Here is a 23,366-nt window from a genome sequence, read left to right on the forward strand (position 1 = left end):
CCTCATTGTAATTTTCTAAAGTATTACTCATGTTATTCACCAAAATTTCGTATATGAAGCAATGCTACCACTAGGCGTTAAAGCCCAACATAGCCGCGTCGTTACGCCCTTTAACATTTTTCTGCTTAGCGTGCAAAGATTTGTCGCCGCGCTGATCCGCATCTGTGTCTAATTGCGCATGTTTTACAATATCTCGTGCTTCGAAGCCTTTGCCGAAATGCTTTTCTAACATAGACTGCAACACCATCAACACAGAAGTAATAACCAAATACCAAATACTAGCAACAAGAAGAAGCGGAATCGGCTTATAAATACGATTCGCAATAGCATTCGTAGCAAACTGAAGCTCAAGAGTAAAAGGCACAGCCAAAACCAAAGAAGTAGTCTTAAGCATACCAATAGTCTCATTACCCAAAGGCGGAACAATAATACGCATAGCCTGAGGAAGAATCACACGACGCATCATCAAAGAACGAGACATACCCAAAGCCTTAGAAGCCTCAACCTGACCAGCATCAACAGCCTCCAAACCAGCACGAACAATCTCAGACAAATACGCAGCCTCATTCAAAGACAAACCAACAACCGCAGCCGTAAGAGAAGTCATAACAACATTAGAATCAATAGAGAAAAACTCCACAGAAGTAAACGGAATACCCAAACTCAACTTAGGAACAAGAACCGCAAACATACCCCAAAAAACAAGCTGCGTATAAACAGGCGTACCACGGAAAAACCAAATAAAGAACCAAGCACACCCGCGCAAAACCGGGTTAACACTCTTACGCATCATAGCCAAACCAACAGCCAACACAATCGCAATAACCATAGCAAGCAAAGTCAAAAGAAGAGTCCAACCAATGCCATAAAAAACGTTATTGCTAATCAAATATATGCCTACAACATCCCACTCAAAGCGAGGATTTGTAACAATTCCATATAGTAGCGAGCATGCAATTACTGCTACGATTATGCCGGCAATAATAGGTCCAGGCTTTTTAACAGGCAAAATACGTTCAGCTTGAACTGCACTAGAGCTTGAGTCAGAAAAATTAGCGTCAGAAGAGTTCGCGGTTAAAGAGTTCAACATATTCTCCATAGTTTTCGTTTATATGAATATTTATAAATTATATAAAGTAATGCAAATTTACCATTTAATGTTATAAACGGTAAATTTGCATAGAAATAAGTGAGATTAAGATGCTACTAAAGCTTAGTTCAAAGCTTATCAAAGCTTATTAAAGCTTAGGATTAACTACAGCTTCCTTAATAGCAACGTTTTCAACGCCCCACTTCTTCAAAATATCCTTGTAAATTCCGGACTTCATAAGCTTATCAATGCCAGCCTTAACAGCCTTAAGCATTGCAGCATCGCCCTTCTTAACAGCAGCACCCATTGGCTCTGCATCCTTGCTGTTTTCAAGAATTTCAAGCTTTCCAGCGTTCTTAATAGCAGCGTAACCAGCTACTGGAGTATCTGCATACATAACGTCTGCACGACCAGAAAGAAGAGCGGTAGTTGCGTCAGTCTGCTCTTTGAAGCTCATGATTTCAAGAGGCTTATCGTTATTCGCAGCGCACTTCTTTTTAGCTTCTTCCATAATAGGCTCGCCAACTGTGCCGGTTTCCACAGTTACTTTTTTGCCGCAAAGATTCTTTGTGTCTACCTTAGTAGGATTTCCTTTACGCACTTCGAAAGACAAGCCAGCGTTTGCGTAAGTAACAAAGTCAACGGACTTCATACGTTCAGCATTAACAGTAAAACCGGAAATACCGACGTTATACTTGCTGCCGATTGCAGGAATAATGGAGTCGAATTGAGCGTGAACAATCTTAGCATTCAAGCCCATAACCTTTGCCAAAGCTTTAGAAAAATCAATTTCGTAACCGACTGGTGTTTTGCCGTCAGCAGCGAAGAATTCGGCAGGAGCATAGCTAACGTTTACACCAACAACAAGCTCGCCTGTTTTAGCTACTGCTTTTGGTACCAAAGCTGCTACTGCATCATCTTTTTGAACATTGCTTACGTCGTAGCTTCTGGCAACGTCTGGATCTGCATTCTGCTTGGAATCAGCAGGACCGCAGGCGGCAATAGTGCCAATCAAAACTAAAGAAGCAACGGCAGCAATAGGCTTAATTGATTTGAACATTTTCTTCTCCGTAAATCTAATAATTTTCAGTGATGCGTATAACTATACACGATAACCCTACTATTTTCACAACTATTTATGCAAAATAGTGTATATACTGAAATAAACATACTGCTTATTAGCAAAATAGTTGACTTCCTGAAAAAATATGACGCATATTATTCGCAATAATGTATAATATGTGGCGTGTCGCGTTGAGATGATTATTTAGCGCGCAAATTACGGTAACGCATAGCACGCAAAGCCTCGCGCTTATCTTGCTCCTCACGCAAGGCCTCGCGCTTATCAAATTCCTTCTTACCGCGCGCCAAAGCAATCTCAACTTTCACATAGCTTCCCTTAAAATACAGGCGCAACGGAACTACAGTATATCCTTTTGCTTCAGTCTGCCTAGAAAGTTTAGCTATTTGAGCCGCATGAAGAAGCAGCTTGCGTTTACGCTTTGGCGCATGATTATTCCAAGTACCGTTCAAATACTCAGGAATATTAGCCCCCTCAAGCCACATTTCACCGCGACGATCAATATTTACAAAAGATTCCGCTAAAGAGGCTCGACCTTCGCGCAAGGACTTAACTTCCGTTCCGGTAAGAGCAAGACCAGCTTCGTAGCAATCTTCAATAGCGTAGTCATGATGAGCCTTACGATTTTGAGCTACAGTGACCGTACCATCTTGAGCAGGTTTATTTGCCATAACTCCCCTCCAATACTAAGACCACAAACAAAACTTGCCATAAGACTTCTATCTTATGACAAGCGCACTTGAGTCTTCAAGCTTATTTTTAAGACACGCACAAACTACTTGTACGCGTCTTATGAACTTTAATAATGCACGTACTCGTAGTCGCCTGGATTGTAAATAGTTTCGTACGCTGGGAATGTTGAGAATCCGGTGCCGCCTTCAGAAATAAGCACTGAACCATCCGCATTAACACGCTCAACAACAGCAACGTGACCATACTGCCAGTCTGCAGTCCAGTTGCCAACGCGCTGGCCGCGAGCAAACACCATAACAGCACCAACGTGTGGAGTACGATTAACTAAATACCCTAATCGACGACCAGTATTCGCCCACTCGGCACCATTACCCATATACGATCCAACTGGCAAACCAAGCTGAGACCTACGCAAATAAGCCCACAATGTGCACTGACGAGCAGGATAAGCAGAACCGCCAACAGAATTGCCAGTATTATGACCGTAGCAGAACTTAGCTCCTTCAGGGCAATTGCCAGGAACAGTGTAATTCATGCCGTTAGCAGCACCATCGGAAAGCTGCATTGGAGGCAAAGAAGCATTAGTTCCAGCTCCCCTAACCTGCTGACGATTTCCAGCGTTAGGATCAGCGCGAGCAAATGACTTGTTTGCAAGAGCGCGAGCCTGAGCGTCAATAGCAGACTTCATTGCCACAATTTCTGCAGCTTCACGAGCAGACTGAGTAGTTAAACTACTTTTTTGACTTTCAAGCTGCTTACGAATATTTTCGCCCTGATCTCGCAAATCTTGCAACGACTTTCTGCGATCATTAGCAGCTTTAGCAGCAATCTGCGCGCTTTGAGCCTGAGTATCGGCCTGCTGCTTAAGTTTTGCGATTTCCGTTTCAATAGCAGCCAAACGCTGACGACGATTCATAGAAGTATTTAATTTAACTGCAGCATCATTTGCAGCGTTTGCCTCGCTACGAGCAACTGCAGCTTCAGACTGAAGTTTTCCAACAAACTGCTCAGTAGTTGTTGACTTCGTAACGATATTCATAACATCGGAGGCTTGAGAACCGTGGAAACTCTTACGAGCAAGTTGAGCTACAGCAGCTTTTGCATCGTCAAAATCGGCGCCAGTTTTCTTAATTTTTTCTTCCAAATCGCGCTTATCTTTTTGAGCAGACTCTAATCTTTGCTGAGTAGATTCTGCAAGACTACGCGCTTGAGCAGCCTGCTCTTCAGCCTGCTGAGCTGCACGAACCTGGCCTGGAATTTGACGCTCATTCAAATCATTAAGCTCAAGAATCTTCTTTGCCAGCTGCTTATTAACACCAGCAAGCTGACGCTTTAGATTCTCGTTCCTCTGCACTTTACGCCTGTATTCGTTCATATTAACAGCGCTAGCAGTATCAGCAGTTAATAACGAGCCAACAACGCCACTAAGCAGCATAGCAACGGAAACAACCAAGCTAACTATTATACGATTGTGCCTATTGTACACGCTACGTCGAGTTACGCTCATATTACTTCCCTTTCCACGTTACTAATGCGAATTATAGCGTTAAGTAAGGAATCACGCGAGTTTTTCTAAATTTTTTAGTTTTTTTGAATTTTTTACGCAAATAATTTAACTTACGCCTTTAAGTATCGTCTTAAAGCAATAGCAGAAGCTACTACAGAAAGCACAACAGCTCCAGCAACAAGCATTGGAACACACAACCACACAGTAGACTGCGTTATAAACGGCATCCAACGAACATTTTGCGCAAGCCAATCAGTTACAAACACTTTTACAACCAAGCTTAATGCCGCGCCCGCAAGCAAAGATCCAGCGAAGGAAGCGAAAGCACCTTCAAGAATAAACGGCATGCGAATAGTCCAGTTAGAAGCACCAACTAAGCGCATAATCTCAGTTTCTTGACGGCGGCTCGCTGCAGACATACGAATTGTAGTGCCTGTAAGCATAATGGCCACAACAACCATAACTGCAGCAAGAACAATCGTAACTACTGTAGCTCTATTAAGAACACTGAAAACAGGGTCGAAAATTTGTCGCTGATCAACAACCTCTTCCACACCATCTCGCCCAGAAAGAACTTCCGAAACAACCTGGTATTTCATAGGATTAGTAAGTTTTAAGCGAAGCGAATCCTGCATATCTGCGGCGGTAAGAGTTCTACCCTGATACATTCCGTTAGGATACTGCTTTAGGAAGGTATTTTTATAAAATTCGTTACGACTTACGTAGGTAATATTTGAAACGTCGTCGCCTAATTCTTGGTGAATAACATGCTCAAGTTTTACTATTTCAGCGTTTGTTGGAGCTTTTCCAGAAGCACAGGATGGAGATTGGCTAGTTCCATCTGGGCAAAGCCATGCAACAACCTCAACCTTGTCGTACCAGTCGCCCTTAGCTTTAGTGATTTGAGCCTGCATTAACACAGAAGCACCAATAAAAAGGAAGGAAATAAAAGTTACGAGCATAACGGAAAGAATCATTGAAACGTTACGGCGTAAACTAATGCATGTTTCGGAAAAAATGAATCTTAAACGCATTACTCTGCTCCTTCAGTTTTATTAGTGTCATTATTGCTATCGTCAACACTAATGTTCTCATTATTAGTATTTGCAGCCGCAACAGATGGCTTAGGTGGAGCTGGAGGCATAGGAGGGAGCTGAGACTTACTCTCAGATTCAGAATCAGATTGTGAATGATTTTCTGCTACAGATTGCGACTCCTCGCTAGTTTCAGATTGCGATTTTTCACTCACTTCAGAATTTTCAGTAGATTCATGAGTTTCATGAGATTCAGTGGATTCAACAGTTTCTGCAGATTCAGCGGATTCTTTATTATCTTCCGAAATCTCAACTTCTGAAACATCCTCTCCAACGTCTTCATAGTTTGTAGAAATCAACCCGCGTCCCCAAGTCATTGTTGTTTCCAAAGACTGGAACACTTCACCGTAACGGCCAGTCCTTCCAGAATGAACAGACTGAGCAAGGCGTGCAATACCATCATTTTCTGCCGTGTCACTTTGAAGAGATTGCGTAACAATATCAACAGTTTCACGAGCCTGCTCCGCACGTTGAGCTTTTTTAGAAAGTCGCTTATGACGTTCCGTATTTTCAGGCTGATTGCTTGAAGCTGAAATTTCAGCCTCTTCACTATTTTTTTCAACAGACTGCTGAGCTTTAGACTTTTGTTCAACATCTGAATCCGGGAAGTAAAGAGCAGAATCGTAAGAGCCTTCTCGCTCATCTCGAACAATCTTACCCTCGTGAAGCTCAACAACGCGCTTACGCATTGAGTTCACAATCTCCTCATTATGCGTAGCCATAACAATTGTTGTGCCAGTTCGGTTAATAGCATCCAAAACTTCCATAATTCCAAGAGAAGTAGTTGGATCCAAATTACCAGTAGGCTCATCTGCAAGAATAATTTGAGGATGATTTACATACGCGCGCGCAATAGCCACACGCTGAGCCTCACCACCAGAAAGCTCATGCGGATAGTTATTTTCCTTACCAGTTAAGCCAACAGTTTCTAGCACGCGAGGCACAAGCGAGCGAATAGTCGCTCTACTAGTGCCGATTACTTCCAAAGCAAAAGCAACATTTTGATAAACCGTTTTATTATTAAGCAGCTTATAATCTTGGAAAATAAATCCAAGAGATCTGCGATACTGCGGAACCTGACGGTTAGAAAGTCTGCGCAAATCGTTACCAGCAACGTGAATTTCCCCACCATTTGCTTCTTCTTCGCGAAGCAGCAAACTAAGCAATGTGGTTTTGCCAGAGCCAGAAGCACCAACAAGAAACACAAAATCTCCGCGATCAACATGCAAAGACACATCGCCTAGTGCAGGGCGCGTACCTCTCGGATATATTTTTGACACATGATCTAATGAAATCAGCGACATTGTTTCAATCCTTCCGAAGATTATGTGTAATTATTGGTTTTTAGTTCTAGATTTAGCTTTAGTTTAAGATTATTTTTCTGCTTCTTTTTCAGCTTCTTTTTGAGCCGCAACTCGCTGCTCGTGACGCCAACGAATGCCAGCTTCAATAAAACCGTCAATATCACCGTCAAAAACAGCTTGAGTTTGTGAAGTTTCGTAGCCAGTGCGCAAATCCTTCACCATTTGGTACGGGTGAAGAACGTAGGAGCGCATCTGGTCTCCCCAGCTTGCCTTAATATCTCCAGCAAGCTCCTTCTTTTTAGCAGCTTCCTCAGCGTGCTTAAGCACAAGCAAACGCGACTGCAAAACAGCCATTGCAGCTGCGCGGTTTTGAATCTGACTGCGCTCATCTTGCATAGAAACAACCAAGCCTGTTGGCAAATGCGTAATACGAACAGCAGAATACGTAGTGTTCACGCCCTGACCGCCAGGACCTGAAGCCTGGAAAGTATCCACGCGAATGTCGGAATCTGGAATATCAATATGATCCGTAGCTTCAACCAAAGGGATCACTTCCACTGCGCTAAAGCCGGTTTGACGACGTCCTTGATTGTCAAATGGCGAAATACGAACCATTCTGTGAGTGCCGCCCTCTACAGAAAGGCGACCATACGCGTACGGGGCATCCACTTGGAAAGTAGCAGATTTAATACCAGCTTCTTCCGCATAAGACGTGTCCATCATCTTAGTTTTATAGCCGTTTCGCTCAGCCCAACGCAAGTACATACGAAGAAGCATTTGAGCAAAATCAGCAGCATCCACACCGCCCGCACCAGAACGAATCGTAACAACCGCAGAACGAGCATCATATTCGCCGTCAAGAAGAGTCTGAACTTCCATATCGTCCAACTCGTGAGCAATAGAGCCAAGCTCATCTTGAGCCTCACTCATAGAATCAGCATCGCCTTCTTCTTGGCCAAGCTCAATTAAAGTCTTAGTATCCTCAATGCGCTGATCTACAGCTTGCAAACGCTTCAACTGAGACTGAGCTGCAGAAAGCTTACTCGTAACCTGCTGAGCATGCTCAGAATCATCCCAAAGCCCAGGCTCTGCAGCCTGCTTTTCTAAATCAGCAATCGTAACTTTCAACGAATCAACGTCTAAAGCCTTCACAATCGAAGCATACTTTGATTCAACATCGCGTAGCGCCTGTGCAAAATCAAATTCCGCCATTTACTTAAAGTACCTCTTTACATACCTGTTTTACGCAATTACTATTCGCAAAATACTTACAAAATCAACTATTTATAAGTCTAGCGTACGGTCAAAATCTCAGGACCATTCTCCGTAATTGCAATCGTATGCTCGCTGTGAGCGCCACGAGAACCATCAGCAGAACGAAGAGTCCAACCATCCTTAGGATCCTGGTAAATTTCGTCAGTAGTCTTTAAGAACCATGGCTCAATTGCAATTACAAGACCTGGGCGAAGCTTGTAGCCATGGTGAGCAGTGCCATCGTTAGGAACGTGCGGATCGCCGTGCATAATATGACCGACTCCGTGACCGCCAAACTCAAGGTTTACACTGTAACCATACTCGTGAGCAACACAACCAACAGCTGCAGAAATATCGCCAAGACGGTTTCCAGGCTGAGCCATGTTAATGCCTGCCTCCAGCGCTTCCTCAGTGCACTTAATCAATCGCAAATCCTCAGGATCTGCATGCTTTCCAACCACGAAACTAATAGCGGAATCTCCAACCCAACCGTCGACGTTAATTGCCAAATCAAGAGTTAGCAAATCGCCGTCTTTAAGATTGTAATCGTATGGAACTCCGTGAAGAACAGCATCATTTACAGAAGTGCAAATGTAGTGCGCAAAAGGACCAGTTCCAAAATCAGGAGCGTAATCAACATAGCAAGAAGACGCACCTTTGCGGCTCATAATGCGTTGACGAACGAAGTCATCAATTTCAAGAAGATTCGTGCCAACTTTGGTCATTGCTTTTAAGTCTTTAAGAATACTACCGACGAAGCGACCTGCAGGTTTCATCGCTTCAATTTCAGATGGAGTTTTCAGTTCAATCATGCTTCAAGACTAACGCGCAGGCACGAAAATAGCGCAAAATATGGCGAAAATATTGCGAAAATACTAGCTAATAGTGTCGCTTAATACTTGTAAGCTAAATTCATGCTTAATAACAATGAAAATAATAAAGAATCACAGAAGGAAATTTCTGCTGTAGATTTTGATCCAGCTTCCTTCTCGTCGGTTATTCGTCCACAAGACGACTTGTTCCGTTACGTAAACGGCCCTTGGATTGACACTTACACTCTTCCAGACGACCGCCCAATGTTTGGTGCTTTCCACAAGCTTGCAGAAGATGCAGAGACGCAAATTCGAGATATTTTAGAAAGCGAAGATTGCTCAGCTAAAAAGTCGCAAACTTTGTACCGCAACTATTTGGATACTGCAGCTATTGAAAAAGCTGGGATTACGCCAATTAAGGGCGATCTAGACGCTGTAGATAAAGCTTGCAGCAAGGAAGATTTGGTTCGCACTCTCGGCACGCTTAACCCTTACGGCGGACCGGACGCAATGTTCTATTTTGGCGTTTACGGAGATCCTAAGGATCCTAAGACGAATATTATGCATATTGAGCAGTCGGGATTAGGCTTGCCAGACGAAGCGTACTATCGCGAAGACAATTATGCTCCAATTCGCAATGAATACGTAAAAATGGTAGCTTCTTTGCTGCGCTTAGCAGGCTACGGAGACGCAACTACTACACAAGCGCAAGCCGAGCGTTTCTTGAATGTTGAAACGCAGATTGCAAGCAAGCATTGGGATAACGTAGCAACTCGCGATTCTCAAAAAACCTATAATCCTTACAATTATGCTGATTTAGCAAAAACGCTTGAAGCGCTCAATCTCGACGCTTTCTTAGACGCTACTCAAAAAGCGTACGATACTTGCGAAGAAGCAACAAATCAGCCAATCAACCTTCGTGAAGCTTTTAACAAAGTTGTAGTTCACGAGCCAAGCTTTATTGAAGGTTTAAATAAGATTTGGCAAGAAGCCGACTTAGAAGATTTAAAGCTTTGGGCGCGCGTGCACGTGATTTTGCGCTGGGCAAGCTTACTTAGTGAAGATTTTGCACAAGCGCGATTCGACTTCTACGGCAAAGTGCTTTCTGGTGCAACAAAGCAGCGCGACCGTTGGAAGCGCGCAGTGGGAGTTGTTGACGATTCTTGCGGCGAAGAAGTTGGCTTAGAATACGTGCGATTGCACTTCCCTGAGTCTTCTAAAAAGTATATGCAGGAATTAGTTAACAATCTTATTAACGCTTACCGCGAGTCGATTTCGCACAGCAGCTGGCTTGGCGAGGAGACTAAAGCGAAGGCTTTGGAAAAGCTTAGCAAGTTTGAGCCGAATATTGGTTACACGAATCATTGGGTTGACTATTCTGCGTTGAATATTAAGGAAGACGCTGGTTTAGTTGAAAATATGCGCGAAGTTTATCGATTTGGATTTGGTAAGAATACTGCGAAAGCTGGAAAGCCTGTGGATCGCGAAGAATGGCAGATGACTCCGCAAACTGTGAACGCTTACTACGATCCGTTGCTTAACGTAATCGTGTTCCCAGCTGCAATTTTGCAACCACCATTCTTTAACCCGAGCGCTCCAGACGCAGCAAATTATGGCGCTATTGGTGCAGTGATTGGCCACGAAATCGGCCACGGTTTTGACGACCAAGGTTGCGAATACGACGGCGACGGCATGCTTAACAATTGGTGGACTGAAGAAGACAAAGCCAACTTTGCTGAGCGCACTAAAAAGCTTATTGAGCAATACAATGCTTTTACGCCAACGCAACTTATTGTTAAATACTCTCACTTGAAGAGCAAAGAAGAGCGCAATGCGATGCCTCACGTAAACGGCGCTTTAACAATCGGCGAAAATATTGGCGATTTAAGCGGCGTAACTATTGCGCTTAAAGCTTACGCTTTTGCTTTGCAAAAGAGCGAAGGACGAGAGATTGACGGAAGCGACGACGCAATTCGCGAAACTTTGCGTAACGCTCCTAAGATTGATGGTTTCACTGCTTTGCAACGATTCTTCTTAAGCTACGCGTTGGTATGGCGTTCCAAAGCTCGTAACGAGATTGCTGAGCAGCTGCTTCAAATAGACCCGCACTCCCCAGCCGAATGCCGCACTAACGGAATTGCTCGAAACGTGGACTTGTTCTACGATGCTTTCAGCGTTAAAGAAGGCGACGAAATGTGGCTCGACCCTGTTGAGCGCGTGCACATTTGGTAAGTTGCGAATAAAAAGCAAATAAGTCAAAAAGTTAAAAAAACTAGAAGCCTGCAGACGCTTAATAAACGTTTGCAGGCTTATTATTTACTATTTTTAGAAATCATCCTTCGTTTTAAGAAAATCCAAGCCACCACTGCAATTGCGCACAAAACCAGCACGCTTAAAATCACAGAAATAATCACAATAAATTTATATGCTGAAGCATTTTTCTTCATAGCTTTCGCCAACTTTTTATGATGCTTATGCTTCAAATGCTTCTTTTTAGCCAAAGCTTTTTTCTTCTTAGCTTCCTCGTCTTTACGCTTCTGCTCTTCCTTCTTCTTTCGCTCCTCTTCAGCACGCTTTTTTTGCGCTTCGGGAGATTCTGGGCCAATCTTTCCATCCGGATAATCAACATCACCGTTATATTCCGACAGTGTCAACGCTCCAACAACACCATAAGGGCCGCCCGAAGATTCTCCGTAACCGAAAGAAATATTGCTAGGATTCAAAATCTGATACAAATGACCATTATCTTCGTTAAAACTTCCACCGGTTGCACGCAAAGCCGACTCTTCATCTTGAATCCACAATTGCATAGAACCAGCAAGATCCACACCCCAACTTAAATTTTCACCCCACGCCTTTCGGCCAGTGTAATCAGGCTCACTAACACCATCTGGACCAAAATGGCCAAACTGCCCATGCTGAGCGGTTTCTTGCGCGCGACGGAAAGCATCCTCTTCATTTTCAGAATCGTACTGAATATTATTAACATACGCTTCTTTAGTAAGACCTGAGCGGCTCACGTAATCTTGCAAAGGAACGCCATTAAAATACGTGCTGCGATCATCGTAAAGCCTAGATCTTGCGTTTCGAATAGAAGAAAGAACGTAACGCGCTACATTACTCGACTGAATAAAAGATGCAGAAGAAGCAAAATTAGTTGTTTGAATTATTGGATTCTGATGATATTCGTGATGATATTCGCGATTATACGCCTGATGATAAGCCTGATGATACGCCTGATGATACGACTTAGAATTTTCTAAAGTAAAATCAGCAAAATTTTGCGATATTGCGCACGCAGCTAGGCATACAGCCGAAATAACAAGGATACTAACCCAACTTATGCGCATATTAGATTTATGCTTCGCATATTGCTGATTACTTTCCACCATAAATATCTTCTTCACTGCATTCAATATTTTCAATACGTTCGCTCAATACTACCCTGCGACGAGGAATTATTACGCATGTGCAGATAATTGCGGAGCATTTACTAAATATTTTGTTGTAGTCAAGAGATTAATTACATTGTGGATAAAACCTAGGTTTTAACCACAATAGAAAAGTTTGCTGGCAAAGTTGTTGCGCAAAGTTCATAGTTGTTATTACTGCGGCATTTCCTCGTGGCTGCGAAGCTCAGAGGCAATGATGGCTCTGTATTTCGGGGCTGAAATGGCTGCAGTCCAATTTGTGAAAGGACTATGAAATATGGCACAACAACAGTCAACCGTGACTATTAGTGGATACGTAGGTTCTGAGCCTGTAAGCTTTGGGCGCAGTGAAAATTCTCCGGCTTGTTCGCTACGAATTGCGAGCACGCAATCATATTACCGTAACGACGAGCAACAATGGCATGAGCGTCCAACTACTTGGATGACTGTGAAAGCGTATAGAACTTTAGCTTCAAACGTGCTGAAAAGCGTGCATAAAGGCGATGCAATCGTTGTATATGGCAATTTGAGTACAGAAAGCTGGACGAAAGATGGAAACGATTATAATCGCGTAATTTTGGAAGCTTCTACTATTGGGCACGATCTGAATCGCGGAACTACTCAATTTACAAAAAGAAACGCTGAAACTGCTAAAAATGGGCAGACGAAAGACAGCAATCAGTCACAAAACGAAAAAATAGAACGTACTGACTCTCACTCAGACAGCACGGACGACGAATATGGAGGTGATGCTGATATCTAAAGAAAGTAAATAATACCTCGCGCACCACGATAAACAATAATGCCGCCAAGAATAGTAGTAGTAGTAGTAGTAGTAGTAGTAGTAGTATTCCTGGCGGCAAATTGTAAAACAGGCCGTTACTTAAGCAAAGCGTTTACACGCTCTACAATGCGGCTTGCAGCCTCATCAACTGGAACTGCTTCAACATTTGAGCCGTTGCGATCGCGGATTTCAATCGTGCCATTGTTCACGGTATCGCGACCCGCTACAGCAATCAGCGGCACGCCAACAAGCTCAGCATCCTTAAACTTTACGCCTGGAGAAACCTTTGGACGGTCGTCAAATATTACTTCGATTCCCTGCTTACTAAGCTCTTCAACAACCTTTTCTGCAGCGTCAAAAGCAACCTGATCCTTGCCTGTTGCAACAACATGAACTTGAGCTGGAGCAATCGCCATAGGCCATGCAAGACCAGCGTCATCGTGATGCGTTTCTGCCAAGCACGCAATCACGCGACTAACGCCAATACCGTAGCAGCCCATCCAAACTGGCACAGTCTTACCGTTTTCGTTAAGAACGCTTAAGCCCAAAGCCTTAGAATACTTTAAGCCAAGCTGGAACACTTGACCAATTTCCACACCGCGCTCGAAGCTCAACGGACCAGAACCATCTGGGCTCATATCGCCGTCGCGAACTTGGGCCGCTTCAACAACGCCATCCGCTTCAAAATCGAGGCCGTAAACAGCGTTGTAAACGTGCTTTCCTTCTTCGTCAGCTCCTGTAATCCAGGCGCTTCCCTTTGCAACGTGAGCATCCATCAAGTAGCGAACAGGATTTGCAATACCCCTACCCTCTTTGCGAGCTTGAGGACCTAATACGCTAAAGCCAATGTAGCCCTTAACAAACTCAGGATGAGACTTCAAATCATCCTCAGTTGCTTCTTCGATTTCCGCAGGAGCAAACTGAGCTTCAAGACGCTTCATATCTACCTGGCGATCTCCCGGAATACCAATAGCAACGATTTCGCGCCATGGCTCCTCATGCTCGCCGCCTTCAGCGTCTGCCGGATGCTTAACAGCAATAATAAGGTTCTTCAAAGTGTCGTCTGCTTGCCATTCGCGACCATCTTTACGCGGATGCAAGTCGTTAGAAACTTTAACCAAAGCTTCAATCGTCTTAGCGTCTGGAGTTTCGAGAGCTTCTGCTGCAGGAGTTGCCGAATAATCAACATCTTGCATTTCTGGAGTGGTAAGAGCCTCAACATTCCAAGCTTTTCCAGAAGGAGCGAGCGCAAAAGTATCTTCGCCAATTGGCATTGGAGCCAAGAATTCTTCGGAATCAGAACCGCCCATTGGACCGGAAACAGCGTGAACAATCACGTATTTAATACCCAGGCGGTCGAAAATTCGAGCGTAAGCAGCGCGCTCCTCAACGTAAGCAGATTTCAAACCATCTTCGTCAATCGAGAACGAATAAGCATCCTGCATAATAAACTCGCGGCCGCGAATAAGACCAGCGCGCGGACGGAACTCGTCGCGATACTTCGTTTGAATCTGATACAAAGTAACAGGCAAATCCTTGTACGAAGAATACATATCTTTTACAAGGAGTGTGAAAACTTCTTCGTGCGTTGGAGCAAGAAGATAGTCAGCCTCATGACGATCCTTAAGACGGAAGATATTGTCGCCATATTCTTCCCAACGGTTTGTAGCCTCGTAAGGCTCGCGTGGAAGAAGTGCCGGGAAGTGAACTTCCTGCGCACCAATACCGTTGATTTCGTCGCGAATAATCGCCTGAACCTTGTTCAAAACCTTAAGTCCAAGCGGAAGCCAAGTCCACACACCTGGAGCAGATTTACGAATATAGCCTGCGCGCTGCATAAGTTTTGCGGAAGTCACGTCCGCGTCTGCAGGATCCTCGCGCAGCGTACGAAGGAACAGCTGAGACATACGAAGTACATTGGAATTCATGCGTTCCAATCTATTTGTGCATGAGGACATAAACATTTGTTTACGCTACTAAACAAATTCACAATACGTAATTTTCAACTAAAACTCGTCATTGAATCCAAACTCATCGTTGCTAGTACTTGCAAAAATATCAAGTTCCTGCTGATTTGCGAAATCGTCTTCTATATTATTTGTTACGAAAGCAGCTGCCCCATCGCTAGCAAGCAGCTCACTCGCACGCTTTGAAGCATCGCGCAAAGATCCATCAAGCAGCACAGCATCCGCCGAAACGCTAAAAGCGCGTTCGTTAATACCCTTTAAATAAAGACCTTTCAGATTTTCAACGCGAGAAAGCGCCACATAACCCATTCCGGGAGCGAAAGTTCTACGCAAATCCATTACCGCAGCATCAAGCGTCATACCTTGCGACTTATGAATCGTAATTCCCCACGCACAACGAAGCGGCACTTGATTTACGCTAGCAAGCACAGTTTCGCCGTCGGTCATCTCCCAAGCAGCAGGCTTAAGAGTTACAATATTGCCATTTTCAAACTCAACAATCGGCCAGCCACCTTTAGATTCAGGCGCAAAACGCAACACGCGCCCAACAGAACCATTTACGTACTGCTTTTCCTGATCGTTTCGCAACGCCATCACAGCAGCTCCAGCCTTCAAAACTAAACGCTCCGGAGCGAGCATATTCTTCTTTAAGCGCTCAACAAGATTTTTAGGACCGGCTTCCGTTGCAACGAATTCGTGAGGCTCAGAATCAATTTCCGCAAGCTGCATATTATTTAATCCGTCTGCTTGCGCATTCGTTGGGAAAAGATGCACTGCAACTTCATCGTCTTCCGGATACTCACCAAGGCGACTAGCAAGCACTTGCTTGTCGTCGTCACTTACAAGACCGCCACGAATATCCGTTAAAACTTCAAGCAATTTGCCGTCATCCTGACGATGCTGCTCAGTTAAGTAGCACACAACAGGTTTCAAAGCATCCCATGCGAAAGATTCTGTAATATATCCTTCCGGATTTTTGCCGGCTGCAGCATACTTTTTGCGCGACTCAATAAATTCCTGGCTCGGCTCAAATACGTCGCGATTTCGCATAGAAGTGCTAACAGGCGGCAATTGGAAGAAGTCACCCGAAATAACTACTTGAAGCCCACCGAAAGGAGCGGGATTTTTACGCACCTTCCGGCAAACTTCATCAACCATGTCAAAAAGCCACGCGTGAATCATGGAAACTTCGTCCAACACGAGCACGTCCGTGGCTTTTATGCGCTTTCCTCGCCTAGCTCTAATGGTTTTAAGAAGCGTATCCGTAAGCGCGTTTGAAACACCAACTCCACTCCAAGAGTGAATTGTTTGACCGTTTAAGTGCGTTGCCGCAATACCGGTAGAGGCAGTTACGGCAACACTTAAACCGTTCTTTCGCATTTCGCGAATAGCCGCGTTTAATACGTAGGTTTTACCTGCACCCGGAGCGCCGGTAATGAACGCGCTCGCGCCAGCGTTGATTATGGTTAGGGCTTCGGATTGCTTCATTGGCAGTACCTTTTATTTGCGCTACTACGTTTAATAGTCGCGCTTTTCTGCGGAATTTACGTCCTCTAATGCTTCTCCGCGACGCTCGTAGTCACGAAGCAAGCTCGTGCTTTCAATATGCTGCGCGCCAGCTTTTGCCTGTGCTTCGCTTGGTCCTGGAGCTGGTACGAACATCATGTCACGGTAGTAACGAAGCTCGTCAATCGACTCAATAATATCCGCGAGCGCGCGGTGACCGCCGTGTTTTGCCGGCTTATTGCGGTAAACATCCGGGTAAAGTCTGCGTGAAATTTCCTTCAGTGTGCTTACGTCGATTACGCGATAGTGCAAATTTGCCATTAAATCTGGCATGTAACGGTCGAGGAATTTTTTGTCAGAACCAACTGAGTTTCCAGCAAGATGCGCTTTTCCGCGAGCAGGCAGGAAACGCTTTACGTACTCAACAACCTGCTTTTGCGCTTCTTCTAACGGCAAACCGTTCTTATTCCACTCGTCAACAAGCCCAGAAGAAGTGTGCATATTGCGTACAAAATCGTTCATGTGAGCCACAGCAGCATCGCTCGGCTTAATCACTAGATCAATGCCGTCGTCCAAAACTTTCAAATTAAAATCAGTTGGAACTACAGATACTTCGCATAACTCGTCGTGGAAAATATCGAGTCCAGTCATCTCGCAATCAATCCAAATTAAGCGCGATTCTTCCGGCGTAAAAGTAAGATCTTCCTTAGCTTCAGCCATTTTCGTTCCTTTCCTAATATTTTTTCGAACCCACAAGCCTACATCTTCGTAGAGACGAAGCGCGTATTAAAAACGACGAAAAGCAGGCAAGTTGTAGATAACTTGCTTAACTTTTCGCCGTTTAATGCAAAATTACTTGCGATTTATACGCAATTTATACGCGTAACTTGCGCAACTTGCGATTTAGTTGTGGAAACCGCTGTAGTTTGGCGCTTCTGCAGTCATCACAATATCGTGAGGATGCGATTCGCGAAGACCAGCATCAGTAATGCGAATAAAGCGGCCGCGCTCCTGCATTTCCTTAATATTGTGCGCACCAACGTAGAACATGGACTGGTGCAAACCGCCGAGAAGCTGGTAAAGCACAGCGTTAAGTGGACCGCGATATGGAACTTCGCCTTCAACGCCTTCTGGAACCACCTTGTCGGAGCTGGTAACGTCTGCCTGGAAGTAACGATCCTTCGAATAAGACTTCTTACCACGAGGAGCCATTGCGCCAAGCGAGCCCATGCCACGATAAAGCTTATACTGCTTGCCGTGAAGAAGAACCTTTTCGCCTGGAGCTTCCTCACAGCCAGCCAAAGTACCGCCGAGCATAACTGTGTCCGCGCCTGCAACCAAAGCCTTAGCAATATCGCCAGAATAGTGAATACCACCGTCTGCAATGCATGGAATTCCGGCAGCCTTGCAAGCCTGAGCAGCGTCGTAAACTGCAGTAAGCTGAGGCACACCAACGCCTGCAACAACACGCGTTGTGCAAATAGAGCCTGGGCCAACGCCAACCTTTACAGCGTCAACGCCAGCGTCAATCATAGCTTGTGCGCCTTGGCGAGTTGCAATATTTCCGCCAATAACCTGCACACCATCGAAAGCTTTATCTGCCTTAATGCGGCGAATCATGTCGAGAGCCAAACGAGCCTCGCCGTTTGCGGTATCAACCACAAGCACGTCAACTCCAGCTTCCATAAGAGCGCACGCACGCTGCCAAGCATCACCAAGAAAACCAATGCCGGCAGCCACGCGCAAGCGACCCTGATCATCCTTAGTAGCATCCGGATACTGTTCAGTCTTCACAAAGTCCTTAACAGTAATCAAGCCTGTAAGCTTACCTTCGGCATCAACCAAAGGTAACTTTTCAATCTTATTATCCGCAAGCAAGCGGTGAGCATCATCCTTAGAAATATCAGAAGGACCAGTGACGAGATTTTCACGCGTCATAACGTCCTTCACTTTCAAGCGATCGTAATCTTCGGAAGCAATGAAACGCATATCGCGGTTGGTAATAATACCAACTAAACGATTTTCGCTATCCACTACCGGCAAGCCTGAAATATGGAAACGCCCGCACAATTTATCTAAATCGGCGAGCGTAGCATCTGGGTGAACAGTAAGCGGATCGGTAATCATACCCGACTCGCTGCGCTTAACAATATCAACTTGCGCAGCCTGATCATCAATAGAAAGATTGCGGTGAAGTACGCCAATGCCACCATTACGCGCCATAGCAATAGCCATATCGGACTCGGTAACAGTATCCATAGCTGCCGAAATAGTCGGTACTTTCATGGTAATTTCGCGAGTCAGACGAGTGGAAGTGTCCACTTCGGACGGAATAACATCAGTTTCGTTTGGAAGCAAAAGGACGTCGTCATAAGCGAGACCGAGCTTCTCGAAAATTGGTGGAACAGGAGAATACACGGATTCCGTGTTAATATCAGTTGTAGCCATAGGCTTACTATACGTTTTTGCTATGACGTTTGTCGAAACGCACCACGAAACGCTACGAATTGCGAAGCTCGGGCAGGCGGCGACGCAAGTACGGAAGCATTGTTAGCACCGTAAGCAGCGCAGCAGCAATAATCATTCCAATCAAAACGTACACAGCTTTAAAGAACAGAATCATAATAGAGCCAAACGCAATCAGCGCCGCCCATCCCCACAAAATCAGCACAGCACCTTGCACAGAATGCCCGATGCGCAACATGCGATGATGCAAGTGCATGCGATCCGGATGCATTGGCGACTGACCTTTAGCAACACGCCGCGTAATCGCCAAACACATGTCGAGAACCGGCAGAAACAGCACTAAAATAGGCAGCAAAATCGGCATAAATACAGGCAAATAAATACTCGTGTGAACGGCAGAAGGATCCAAATGTCCGGTCATAATAATTGACGCGCAAGTAATTAAGTAGCCGATTAGCATGGAGCCGGAATCGCCCATAAAAAGTTTCGCAGGATGCCAGTTGTGCAAAATGAAGCCGACGCACATTCCCACCATTGCAACGTCAATAAGTGTTGCCATTGAAGCGTAGGATGGCGACGTGCGCGCAAGAATGTAGGAGTAGGTTGCGAAGGCAATTCCGCCGATTGCGACGATTCCGGAAGCCAAGCCGTCTAATCCGTCTACAAAATTTACTGCGTTAATTGAGGCTACAATAAGTATTGCAGTTATTGCGATTGATACGCTTGGCGATGCCGTTACGAGGGAGCCAAGAGGCAAAGTTACGATTTGCAGCCCTCCCCACGCAACGAACACGGCTATAAGCAGCTGACCGGCAAGTTTAAGCATCCAGTCTAAATCCCAAATGTCGTCGCATACCCCAAGCAGGCATATCATGACTGCTCCGGCGAGCACCACCCACGGCTGGTGAGTTCCAGCAAAAAGCCCGGAAATAAAGGGCATGGAACTTGCGAATGCCATGGCGACTGCGAAACCAAAAAGCATACCCACCCCGCCCATGCGAGGAGTCGGAATCGTGTGCACGTCGCGCGCGCGAACTTTACCGACGGCTCCCATGCGGATCGCAAGATGGCGCACAAGCGGCGTAATCAGCCACGTTGCTCCGCCTGCAATTGCTGCAATAAATAGGTAAACCCTCATCGGCTATGTCTTTCTGCTATTTTGATACTCGCGCACATCTTTTTCGCGCGTGCTTTCACGCTTTCTTATTTGATTGTAACGATTCGGCAGTATAGCAAAATTAGTAAATACTTTCGCTACTTTCGCAATTCTTGTTACTTTCGCAAAGCCTCGCGAATTTCACTCTCCGAAATCACACCTTCACGCAAAATCACAATACCGTCTTCGTCGTTTGAATCCGCGCCAACTACTGTGCTTGCTACGTGCGAGCGAGTTGGACCTGCGTTCAAATACAACGGAATTTCGTTGCCGAAAGCCGCAAACGCTTCTTCCACACTGTCTGCACTTTCGTTACCACTGCGATTCGCACTAGAAGCAGCCAAAGGGCCGGTAACTCGCAAAATTTGCATTAATTCCGGGCAATCCGGCACGCGCACGCCTTGAGTTGCTTCAGTTGCTTCAGCTTGCGCATTGTTTTGCGCATCAGTTTCATTCGTTTTGCACAACGTTGCAAGATTTGAAGCAACCGAGCCTTTCTTCGCGCGCGCAATCGGAGAATATCCGCCCGGAAGGAACTTTTTTCCTAAAATATCCAGCGGAGAAGGCAAATATAGACCAAGTTTTTCTAAATCTTCCACTCCGCTCATTAAAATTTGCAGCGCCTTCGTGCGCGGCCTGCGCTTAAGCTCGTAAATTTTGGCAACCGCGGCTTCATTGAACGGATCGCAAGCAACGCCGTACACGGTGTCAGTTGGCACTACGATTACGCCGCCTTCGTTAATGATTTGCGCTGCCATTTGCAGGGATTCTTCGTTGATATTGCAAATTTTACTCATTTTTAGCCTCTTTCTTGCATACTACAAATCTTGCTCTGTTTGTTAAGTCGTTTTTGACTTTTGCGCTGATAAATCCTATGTTTTTTGCATAATCTGCAAGCGCATCTCCTTGCGAAATATCGTGCTCCATCACCATCGCTCCCCCAGACTTAAGCAGCGCAAAAGCCGCGCGCATAATCTGCTCCGGAATAACTAAGCCGTCCGCAGAGCCGCCATACAGCGCAAGCGGAGGATCATATTCTCGCACTTCAATCTGTTCCGGCACTTTACTTTCTGGCACGTAAGGCGGATTTGTGATTACTAAATCCACTTTGCCGCAAATTGCGTGAAGTTCCGGCGTACAATCCGAAATATGCGCTTTGGTTGCGTCTGCAAGAACAGCATGATATCGACTGGAAATCTGCAGATTTTCGTGATTTTTTGCAGTTTCTTCAAAATTTTTTCGCAAATATTGGAAGGCTTCAGGAGATTTTTCTACAGCCCATACTTGCGCGTCTGCAACTTCAGTTACAACAGACAATCCGATTGCTCCCGAACCTGCGCATAAATCGACTACCGTGGGCTTGCTAATACCAGATTCTCTAAGCCAATCCAATCCAGCTTCAACAACAACTTCTGTTTCGGGCCGCGGCACAAAAACGCCTTTGCCAACTTGCAAATCTAAGTAGCGAAAAGGCGCGCGGCCAACAATATGCTGCAACGGCTCGCGAGAAGCACGCCTAGTTACAAAATCGCTATATTTTCTAGCATAATCTGGCGAAAAATCGGTTAAATCGCCAAGTATTAGCGCCTTGTTCAGCTCAGCTAAGCTTACGCCGCAAGCTTTAGACAGCAGCAAACGCGCGTCGTATTCCGCAGACTCCACGCCTGCAGACTCAAGCTTTTTAACAGCATCGCGCAAAACTTGCAAAAGTTCTTGCATTTTAAGAATTGTTTGGTTATTTCAGTAATTTTACTTAACTTACTCGGCTACTTACTTGGCTTGCGCTAAGCGGTCGGCTTCATCCGCCTGAATATCACTGTCGATAACAGGCTGCAAGTCGCCGTCAAGAACCTGGTCAAGATTGTAAGCCTTGTAATTCGTGCGATGATCCACAATACGATTTTCTGGGAAGTTGTAAGTGCGGATTCGCTCGGAACGGTCCAACGAACGCACCTGCGAGTGGCGCATATCTGCCGCTTCTGCCGCCTCCTGCTCGTGCTTCATGGCAAGCAAGCGCGACTTTAGCACGCGAAGGGCTGCCGCACGGTTTTGAATCTGCGACTTTTCGTCTTGCATGCTCACCACAATGCCGGTTGGAATATGCGTCATGCGAACCGCGGAATAAGTAGTGTTAACGGACTGTCCGCCAGGGCCGGAGCTCATGAAAATGTCGATCTTCAAATCTTTTGGATCGATTTCGATTTCGTCGTCATCTTCGTCTGCTTCTGGGAACACGATTACGCCGGCTGCAGAAGTTTGAATACGCCCCTGCGATTCCGTAACTGGGATTCGCTGCACGCGGTGCACGCCACCCTCGTACTTCATGCTGGCCCACACGCCATCTTCTGGAGCAGGCGTGCCTTTTGCGCGAATAGCAAGCTGAACGTCTTTTACGCCGCCAAGTTCCGTTGAATTTTCGCTTTGGATTACTGTAGTCCAGCCGCGCTTTTCTGCATAACGCATGTACATACGCAATAAATCGCCAGCAAACAGAGCCGCTTCTTCGCCGCCAGTGCCAGCTTTAATTTCCATAATCATATCGCGCGCATCATCCGGATCCCTAGGGATCAGTGCCGTGCGAAGCTTTTCTTTTGCTGCTGGAAGCTGCTCTTCTAAGCGCTTAGCCTCTTCAGCAAAATCTGGGTCGTCGCCTGCCATTTCGTTTGCGGCTTCAAAGTCGTCGCAAAGCTGCTTGTAGTTGAGGTAAGCGTTTACGATTGAACCGAGTTCTGCGTGCCTGCGGCCGAGTTTTCGAATAGCGTCCGGGTTTGACGCAACTTCCGGGCTTCCCATGCGACTTTCAATATCGCGATACTCTTCTAACGCGGTAACTGCTGCCGGGAATTGTTCATCTACTGACTCAGCCATCATATTCCTTAAGTTAAAAATATTTAATTTAGCACATAAAACGCCAGCCCCGATTCCGCGAGTTACACGAAAGCAGGGCTGGCGTCACAAAAGCTACTTAGTCTTCTTACCGTAGCGCTTCTCGAAGCGAGCCACGCGGCCGCCGGTGTCGAGAATCTTCTGCTTGCCGGTATAGAATGGGTGGCACTTTGAGCACACGTCAACCGTCATGTGATCGCCATCAGCGGTGGAACGAGTTACGAAAGTGTCTCCGCAAGAGCAGGTAACCTGCACTGCGTGATAGTCGGGATGAATACCCTGCTTCATAATGTCTCCTATGGAATTCGGGCGACCCGGGTCGCAAAGCCCCAATA

The 23,366-nt window shown here is 45.6% G+C and carries 20 protein-coding genes; 2 read left to right on the top strand and 18 right to left on the bottom strand.

Annotated features, from left to right (window positions below; translation table 11 throughout):
- Positions 1–70: 70 nt before the first annotated feature.
- The 8 genes from HXT33_RS04605 to map all read right to left on the bottom strand — a co-directional run bounded on the left by HXT33_RS04605 (position 71) and on the right by map (position 8,835).
- Positions 71–1,099, bottom strand: coding sequence for an amino acid ABC transporter permease (locus tag HXT33_RS04605; RefSeq protein WP_421786748.1), 1,029 nt, complete (start codon positions 1,097–1,099; stop codon positions 71–73).
- Positions 1,100–1,238: 139 nt separating this feature from the next.
- Positions 1,239–2,150, bottom strand: a complete 912-nt coding sequence (locus HXT33_RS04610; RefSeq protein ID WP_421786750.1) for an ABC transporter substrate-binding protein — start codon at positions 2,148–2,150, stop codon at positions 1,239–1,241.
- A 203-nt stretch (positions 2,151–2,353) separates the two neighbouring features.
- Positions 2,354–2,842, bottom strand: coding sequence for an SsrA-binding protein SmpB (gene smpB, locus HXT33_RS04615; RefSeq protein WP_421786752.1), 489 nt, complete (start codon positions 2,840–2,842; stop codon positions 2,354–2,356).
- Positions 2,843–2,970: 128 nt separating this feature from the next.
- On the bottom strand, positions 2,971–4,371 hold the full coding sequence (locus HXT33_RS04620) for a CHAP domain-containing protein (protein WP_415700118.1): 1,401 nt from the start codon (positions 4,369–4,371) through the stop codon (positions 2,971–2,973).
- Between the two features lie 110 nt (positions 4,372–4,481).
- Positions 4,482–5,405 (bottom strand): permease-like cell division protein FtsX, encoded by a 924-nt coding sequence (ftsX, locus tag HXT33_RS04625; protein ID WP_004129488.1) that lies wholly within the window; start codon positions 5,403–5,405, stop codon positions 4,482–4,484.
- Complete coding sequence (gene ftsE, locus HXT33_RS04630; RefSeq protein ID WP_421786754.1) at positions 5,405–6,769, bottom strand: cell division ATP-binding protein FtsE; 1,365 nt, start codon at positions 6,767–6,769, stop codon at positions 5,405–5,407. Before ftsE ends, ftsX begins: the two co-directional genes overlap by 1 nt.
- 69 nt (positions 6,770–6,838) lie before the next feature.
- On the bottom strand, positions 6,839–7,981 hold the full coding sequence (gene prfB / locus HXT33_RS04635) for a peptide chain release factor 2 (RefSeq protein ID WP_004136941.1): 1,143 nt from the start codon (positions 7,979–7,981) through the stop codon (positions 6,839–6,841).
- Between the two features lie 80 nt (positions 7,982–8,061).
- Complete coding sequence (gene map / locus HXT33_RS04640) at positions 8,062–8,835, bottom strand: type I methionyl aminopeptidase (protein ID WP_004108441.1); 774 nt, start codon at positions 8,833–8,835, stop codon at positions 8,062–8,064.
- Between the two features lie 102 nt (positions 8,836–8,937).
- Here map and HXT33_RS04645 point away from each other — a divergent pair, with 102 nt between their 5' ends.
- Complete coding sequence (locus HXT33_RS04645) at positions 8,938–11,067, top strand: M13 family metallopeptidase (protein WP_421786757.1); 2,130 nt, start codon at positions 8,938–8,940, stop codon at positions 11,065–11,067.
- A gap of 80 nt (positions 11,068–11,147) precedes the next feature.
- Here the strand turns inward: HXT33_RS04645 and HXT33_RS04650 are convergent, their stop codons facing one another.
- Positions 11,148–12,227: a CAP domain-containing protein gene (locus HXT33_RS04650; RefSeq protein WP_421786759.1), complete on the bottom strand. Its 1,080-nt coding sequence runs from the start codon at positions 12,225–12,227 to the stop codon at positions 11,148–11,150.
- Positions 12,228–12,543: 316 nt separating this feature from the next.
- Here HXT33_RS04650 and HXT33_RS04655 point away from each other — a divergent pair, with 316 nt between their 5' ends.
- The gene (locus HXT33_RS04655; RefSeq protein WP_004136938.1) at positions 12,544–13,029 is read left to right on the top strand and encodes a single-stranded DNA-binding protein; all 486 of its coding nucleotides are present in this window, start codon (positions 12,544–12,546) and stop codon (positions 13,027–13,029) included.
- Between the two features lie 116 nt (positions 13,030–13,145).
- On the opposite strand, the gene HXT33_RS04660 is transcribed toward HXT33_RS04655, so the two are convergent.
- The 9 genes from HXT33_RS04660 to rpmE form a co-directional block, all read right to left on the bottom strand.
- Positions 13,146–14,978 carry a proline--tRNA ligase gene (locus tag HXT33_RS04660; RefSeq protein ID WP_421786761.1) on the bottom strand — a complete coding sequence of 611 codons (1,833 nt, stop codon included), beginning with the start codon at positions 14,976–14,978 and terminating at the stop codon, positions 13,146–13,148.
- A gap of 78 nt (positions 14,979–15,056) precedes the next feature.
- Positions 15,057–16,505: a PIF1 family DEAD/DEAH box helicase gene (locus tag HXT33_RS04665; RefSeq protein ID WP_421786763.1), complete on the bottom strand. Its 1,449-nt coding sequence runs from the start codon at positions 16,503–16,505 to the stop codon at positions 15,057–15,059.
- Positions 16,506–16,535: 30 nt separating this feature from the next.
- Complete coding sequence (orn, locus tag HXT33_RS04670; RefSeq protein ID WP_004117685.1) at positions 16,536–17,243, bottom strand: oligoribonuclease; 708 nt, start codon at positions 17,241–17,243, stop codon at positions 16,536–16,538.
- A 183-nt stretch (positions 17,244–17,426) separates the two neighbouring features.
- Positions 17,427–18,971: an IMP dehydrogenase gene (gene guaB / locus HXT33_RS04675; protein WP_004136917.1), complete on the bottom strand. Its 1,545-nt coding sequence runs from the start codon at positions 18,969–18,971 to the stop codon at positions 17,427–17,429.
- 52 nt (positions 18,972–19,023) lie between these two features.
- Complete coding sequence (locus HXT33_RS04680) at positions 19,024–20,127, bottom strand: MraY family glycosyltransferase (RefSeq protein WP_421786766.1); 1,104 nt, start codon at positions 20,125–20,127, stop codon at positions 19,024–19,026.
- A gap of 134 nt (positions 20,128–20,261) precedes the next feature.
- Positions 20,262–20,942 (bottom strand): L-threonylcarbamoyladenylate synthase, encoded by a 681-nt coding sequence (locus tag HXT33_RS04685; protein ID WP_421786768.1) that lies wholly within the window; start codon positions 20,940–20,942, stop codon positions 20,262–20,264.
- Positions 20,935–21,864, bottom strand: coding sequence for a peptide chain release factor N(5)-glutamine methyltransferase (gene prmC / locus HXT33_RS04690; RefSeq protein ID WP_410314452.1), 930 nt, complete (start codon positions 21,862–21,864; stop codon positions 20,935–20,937). Before prmC ends, HXT33_RS04685 begins: the two co-directional genes overlap by 8 nt.
- Before the next feature lie 51 nt (positions 21,865–21,915).
- Complete coding sequence (prfA, locus tag HXT33_RS04695) at positions 21,916–23,013, bottom strand: peptide chain release factor 1 (protein ID WP_119487372.1); 1,098 nt, start codon at positions 23,011–23,013, stop codon at positions 21,916–21,918.
- A 93-nt stretch (positions 23,014–23,106) separates the two neighbouring features.
- On the bottom strand, positions 23,107–23,319 hold the full coding sequence (gene rpmE / locus HXT33_RS04700) for a 50S ribosomal protein L31 (protein ID WP_004113085.1): 213 nt from the start codon (positions 23,317–23,319) through the stop codon (positions 23,107–23,109).
- Positions 23,320–23,366: the final 47 nt, after the last annotated feature.

The organism is Gardnerella sp. DNF00753, assembly GCF_049244275.1.
Taxonomy (GTDB): domain Bacteria; phylum Actinomycetota; class Actinomycetes; order Actinomycetales; family Bifidobacteriaceae; genus Bifidobacterium; species Bifidobacterium greenwoodii.

What these genes read in the sequence shown, in the direction of transcription:
- guaB (WP_004136917.1), bottom strand. Translation starts at nt 18,971, where the DNA reads ATGGCTACAACTGATATTAACACGGAATCCGTGTATTCTCCTGTTCCA.
- smpB (WP_421786752.1), bottom strand. Translation starts at nt 2,842, where the DNA reads ATGGCAAATAAACCTGCTCAAGATGGTACGGTCACTGTAGCTCAAAAT.
- HXT33_RS04655 (WP_004136938.1), top strand. Translation starts at nt 12,544, where the DNA reads ATGGCACAACAACAGTCAACCGTGACTATTAGTGGATACGTAGGTTCT.
- HXT33_RS04605 (WP_421786748.1), bottom strand. Translation starts at nt 1,099, where the DNA reads ATGGAGAATATGTTGAACTCTTTAACCGCGAACTCTTCTGACGCTAAT.
- orn (WP_004117685.1), bottom strand. Translation starts at nt 17,243, where the DNA reads ATGGCTGAAGCTAAGGAAGATCTTACTTTTACGCCGGAAGAATCGCGC.
- prmC (WP_410314452.1), bottom strand. Translation starts at nt 21,864, where the DNA reads ATGCAAGAACTTTTGCAAGTTTTGCGCGATGCTGTTAAAAAGCTTGAG.
- ftsX (WP_004129488.1), bottom strand. Translation starts at nt 5,405, where the DNA reads ATGCGTTTAAGATTCATTTTTTCCGAAACATGCATTAGTTTACGCCGT.
- HXT33_RS04660 (WP_421786761.1), bottom strand. Translation starts at nt 14,978, where the DNA reads ATGAATTCCAATGTACTTCGTATGTCTCAGCTGTTCCTTCGTACGCTG.
- HXT33_RS04665 (WP_421786763.1), bottom strand. Translation starts at nt 16,505, where the DNA reads ATGAAGCAATCCGAAGCCCTAACCATAATCAACGCTGGCGCGAGCGCG.
- map (WP_004108441.1), bottom strand. Translation starts at nt 8,835, where the DNA reads ATGATTGAACTGAAAACTCCATCTGAAATTGAAGCGATGAAACCTGCA.
- prfA (WP_119487372.1), bottom strand. Translation starts at nt 23,013, where the DNA reads ATGGCTGAGTCAGTAGATGAACAATTCCCGGCAGCAGTTACCGCGTTA.
- HXT33_RS04620 (WP_415700118.1), bottom strand. Translation starts at nt 4,371, where the DNA reads ATGAGCGTAACTCGACGTAGCGTGTACAATAGGCACAATCGTATAATA.
- HXT33_RS04650 (WP_421786759.1), bottom strand. Translation starts at nt 12,227, where the DNA reads ATGGTGGAAAGTAATCAGCAATATGCGAAGCATAAATCTAATATGCGC.
- HXT33_RS04645 (WP_421786757.1), top strand. Translation starts at nt 8,938, where the DNA reads ATGCTTAATAACAATGAAAATAATAAAGAATCACAGAAGGAAATTTCT.
- prfB (WP_004136941.1), bottom strand. Translation starts at nt 7,981, where the DNA reads ATGGCGGAATTTGATTTTGCACAGGCGCTACGCGATGTTGAATCAAAG.
- HXT33_RS04680 (WP_421786766.1), bottom strand. Translation starts at nt 20,127, where the DNA reads ATGAGGGTTTACCTATTTATTGCAGCAATTGCAGGCGGAGCAACGTGG.
- HXT33_RS04685 (WP_421786768.1), bottom strand. Translation starts at nt 20,942, where the DNA reads ATGAGTAAAATTTGCAATATCAACGAAGAATCCCTGCAAATGGCAGCG.
- ftsE (WP_421786754.1), bottom strand. Translation starts at nt 6,769, where the DNA reads ATGTCGCTGATTTCATTAGATCATGTGTCAAAAATATATCCGAGAGGT.
- HXT33_RS04610 (WP_421786750.1), bottom strand. Translation starts at nt 2,150, where the DNA reads ATGTTCAAATCAATTAAGCCTATTGCTGCCGTTGCTTCTTTAGTTTTG.
- rpmE (WP_004113085.1), bottom strand. Translation starts at nt 23,319, where the DNA reads ATGAAGCAGGGTATTCATCCCGACTATCACGCAGTGCAGGTTACCTGC.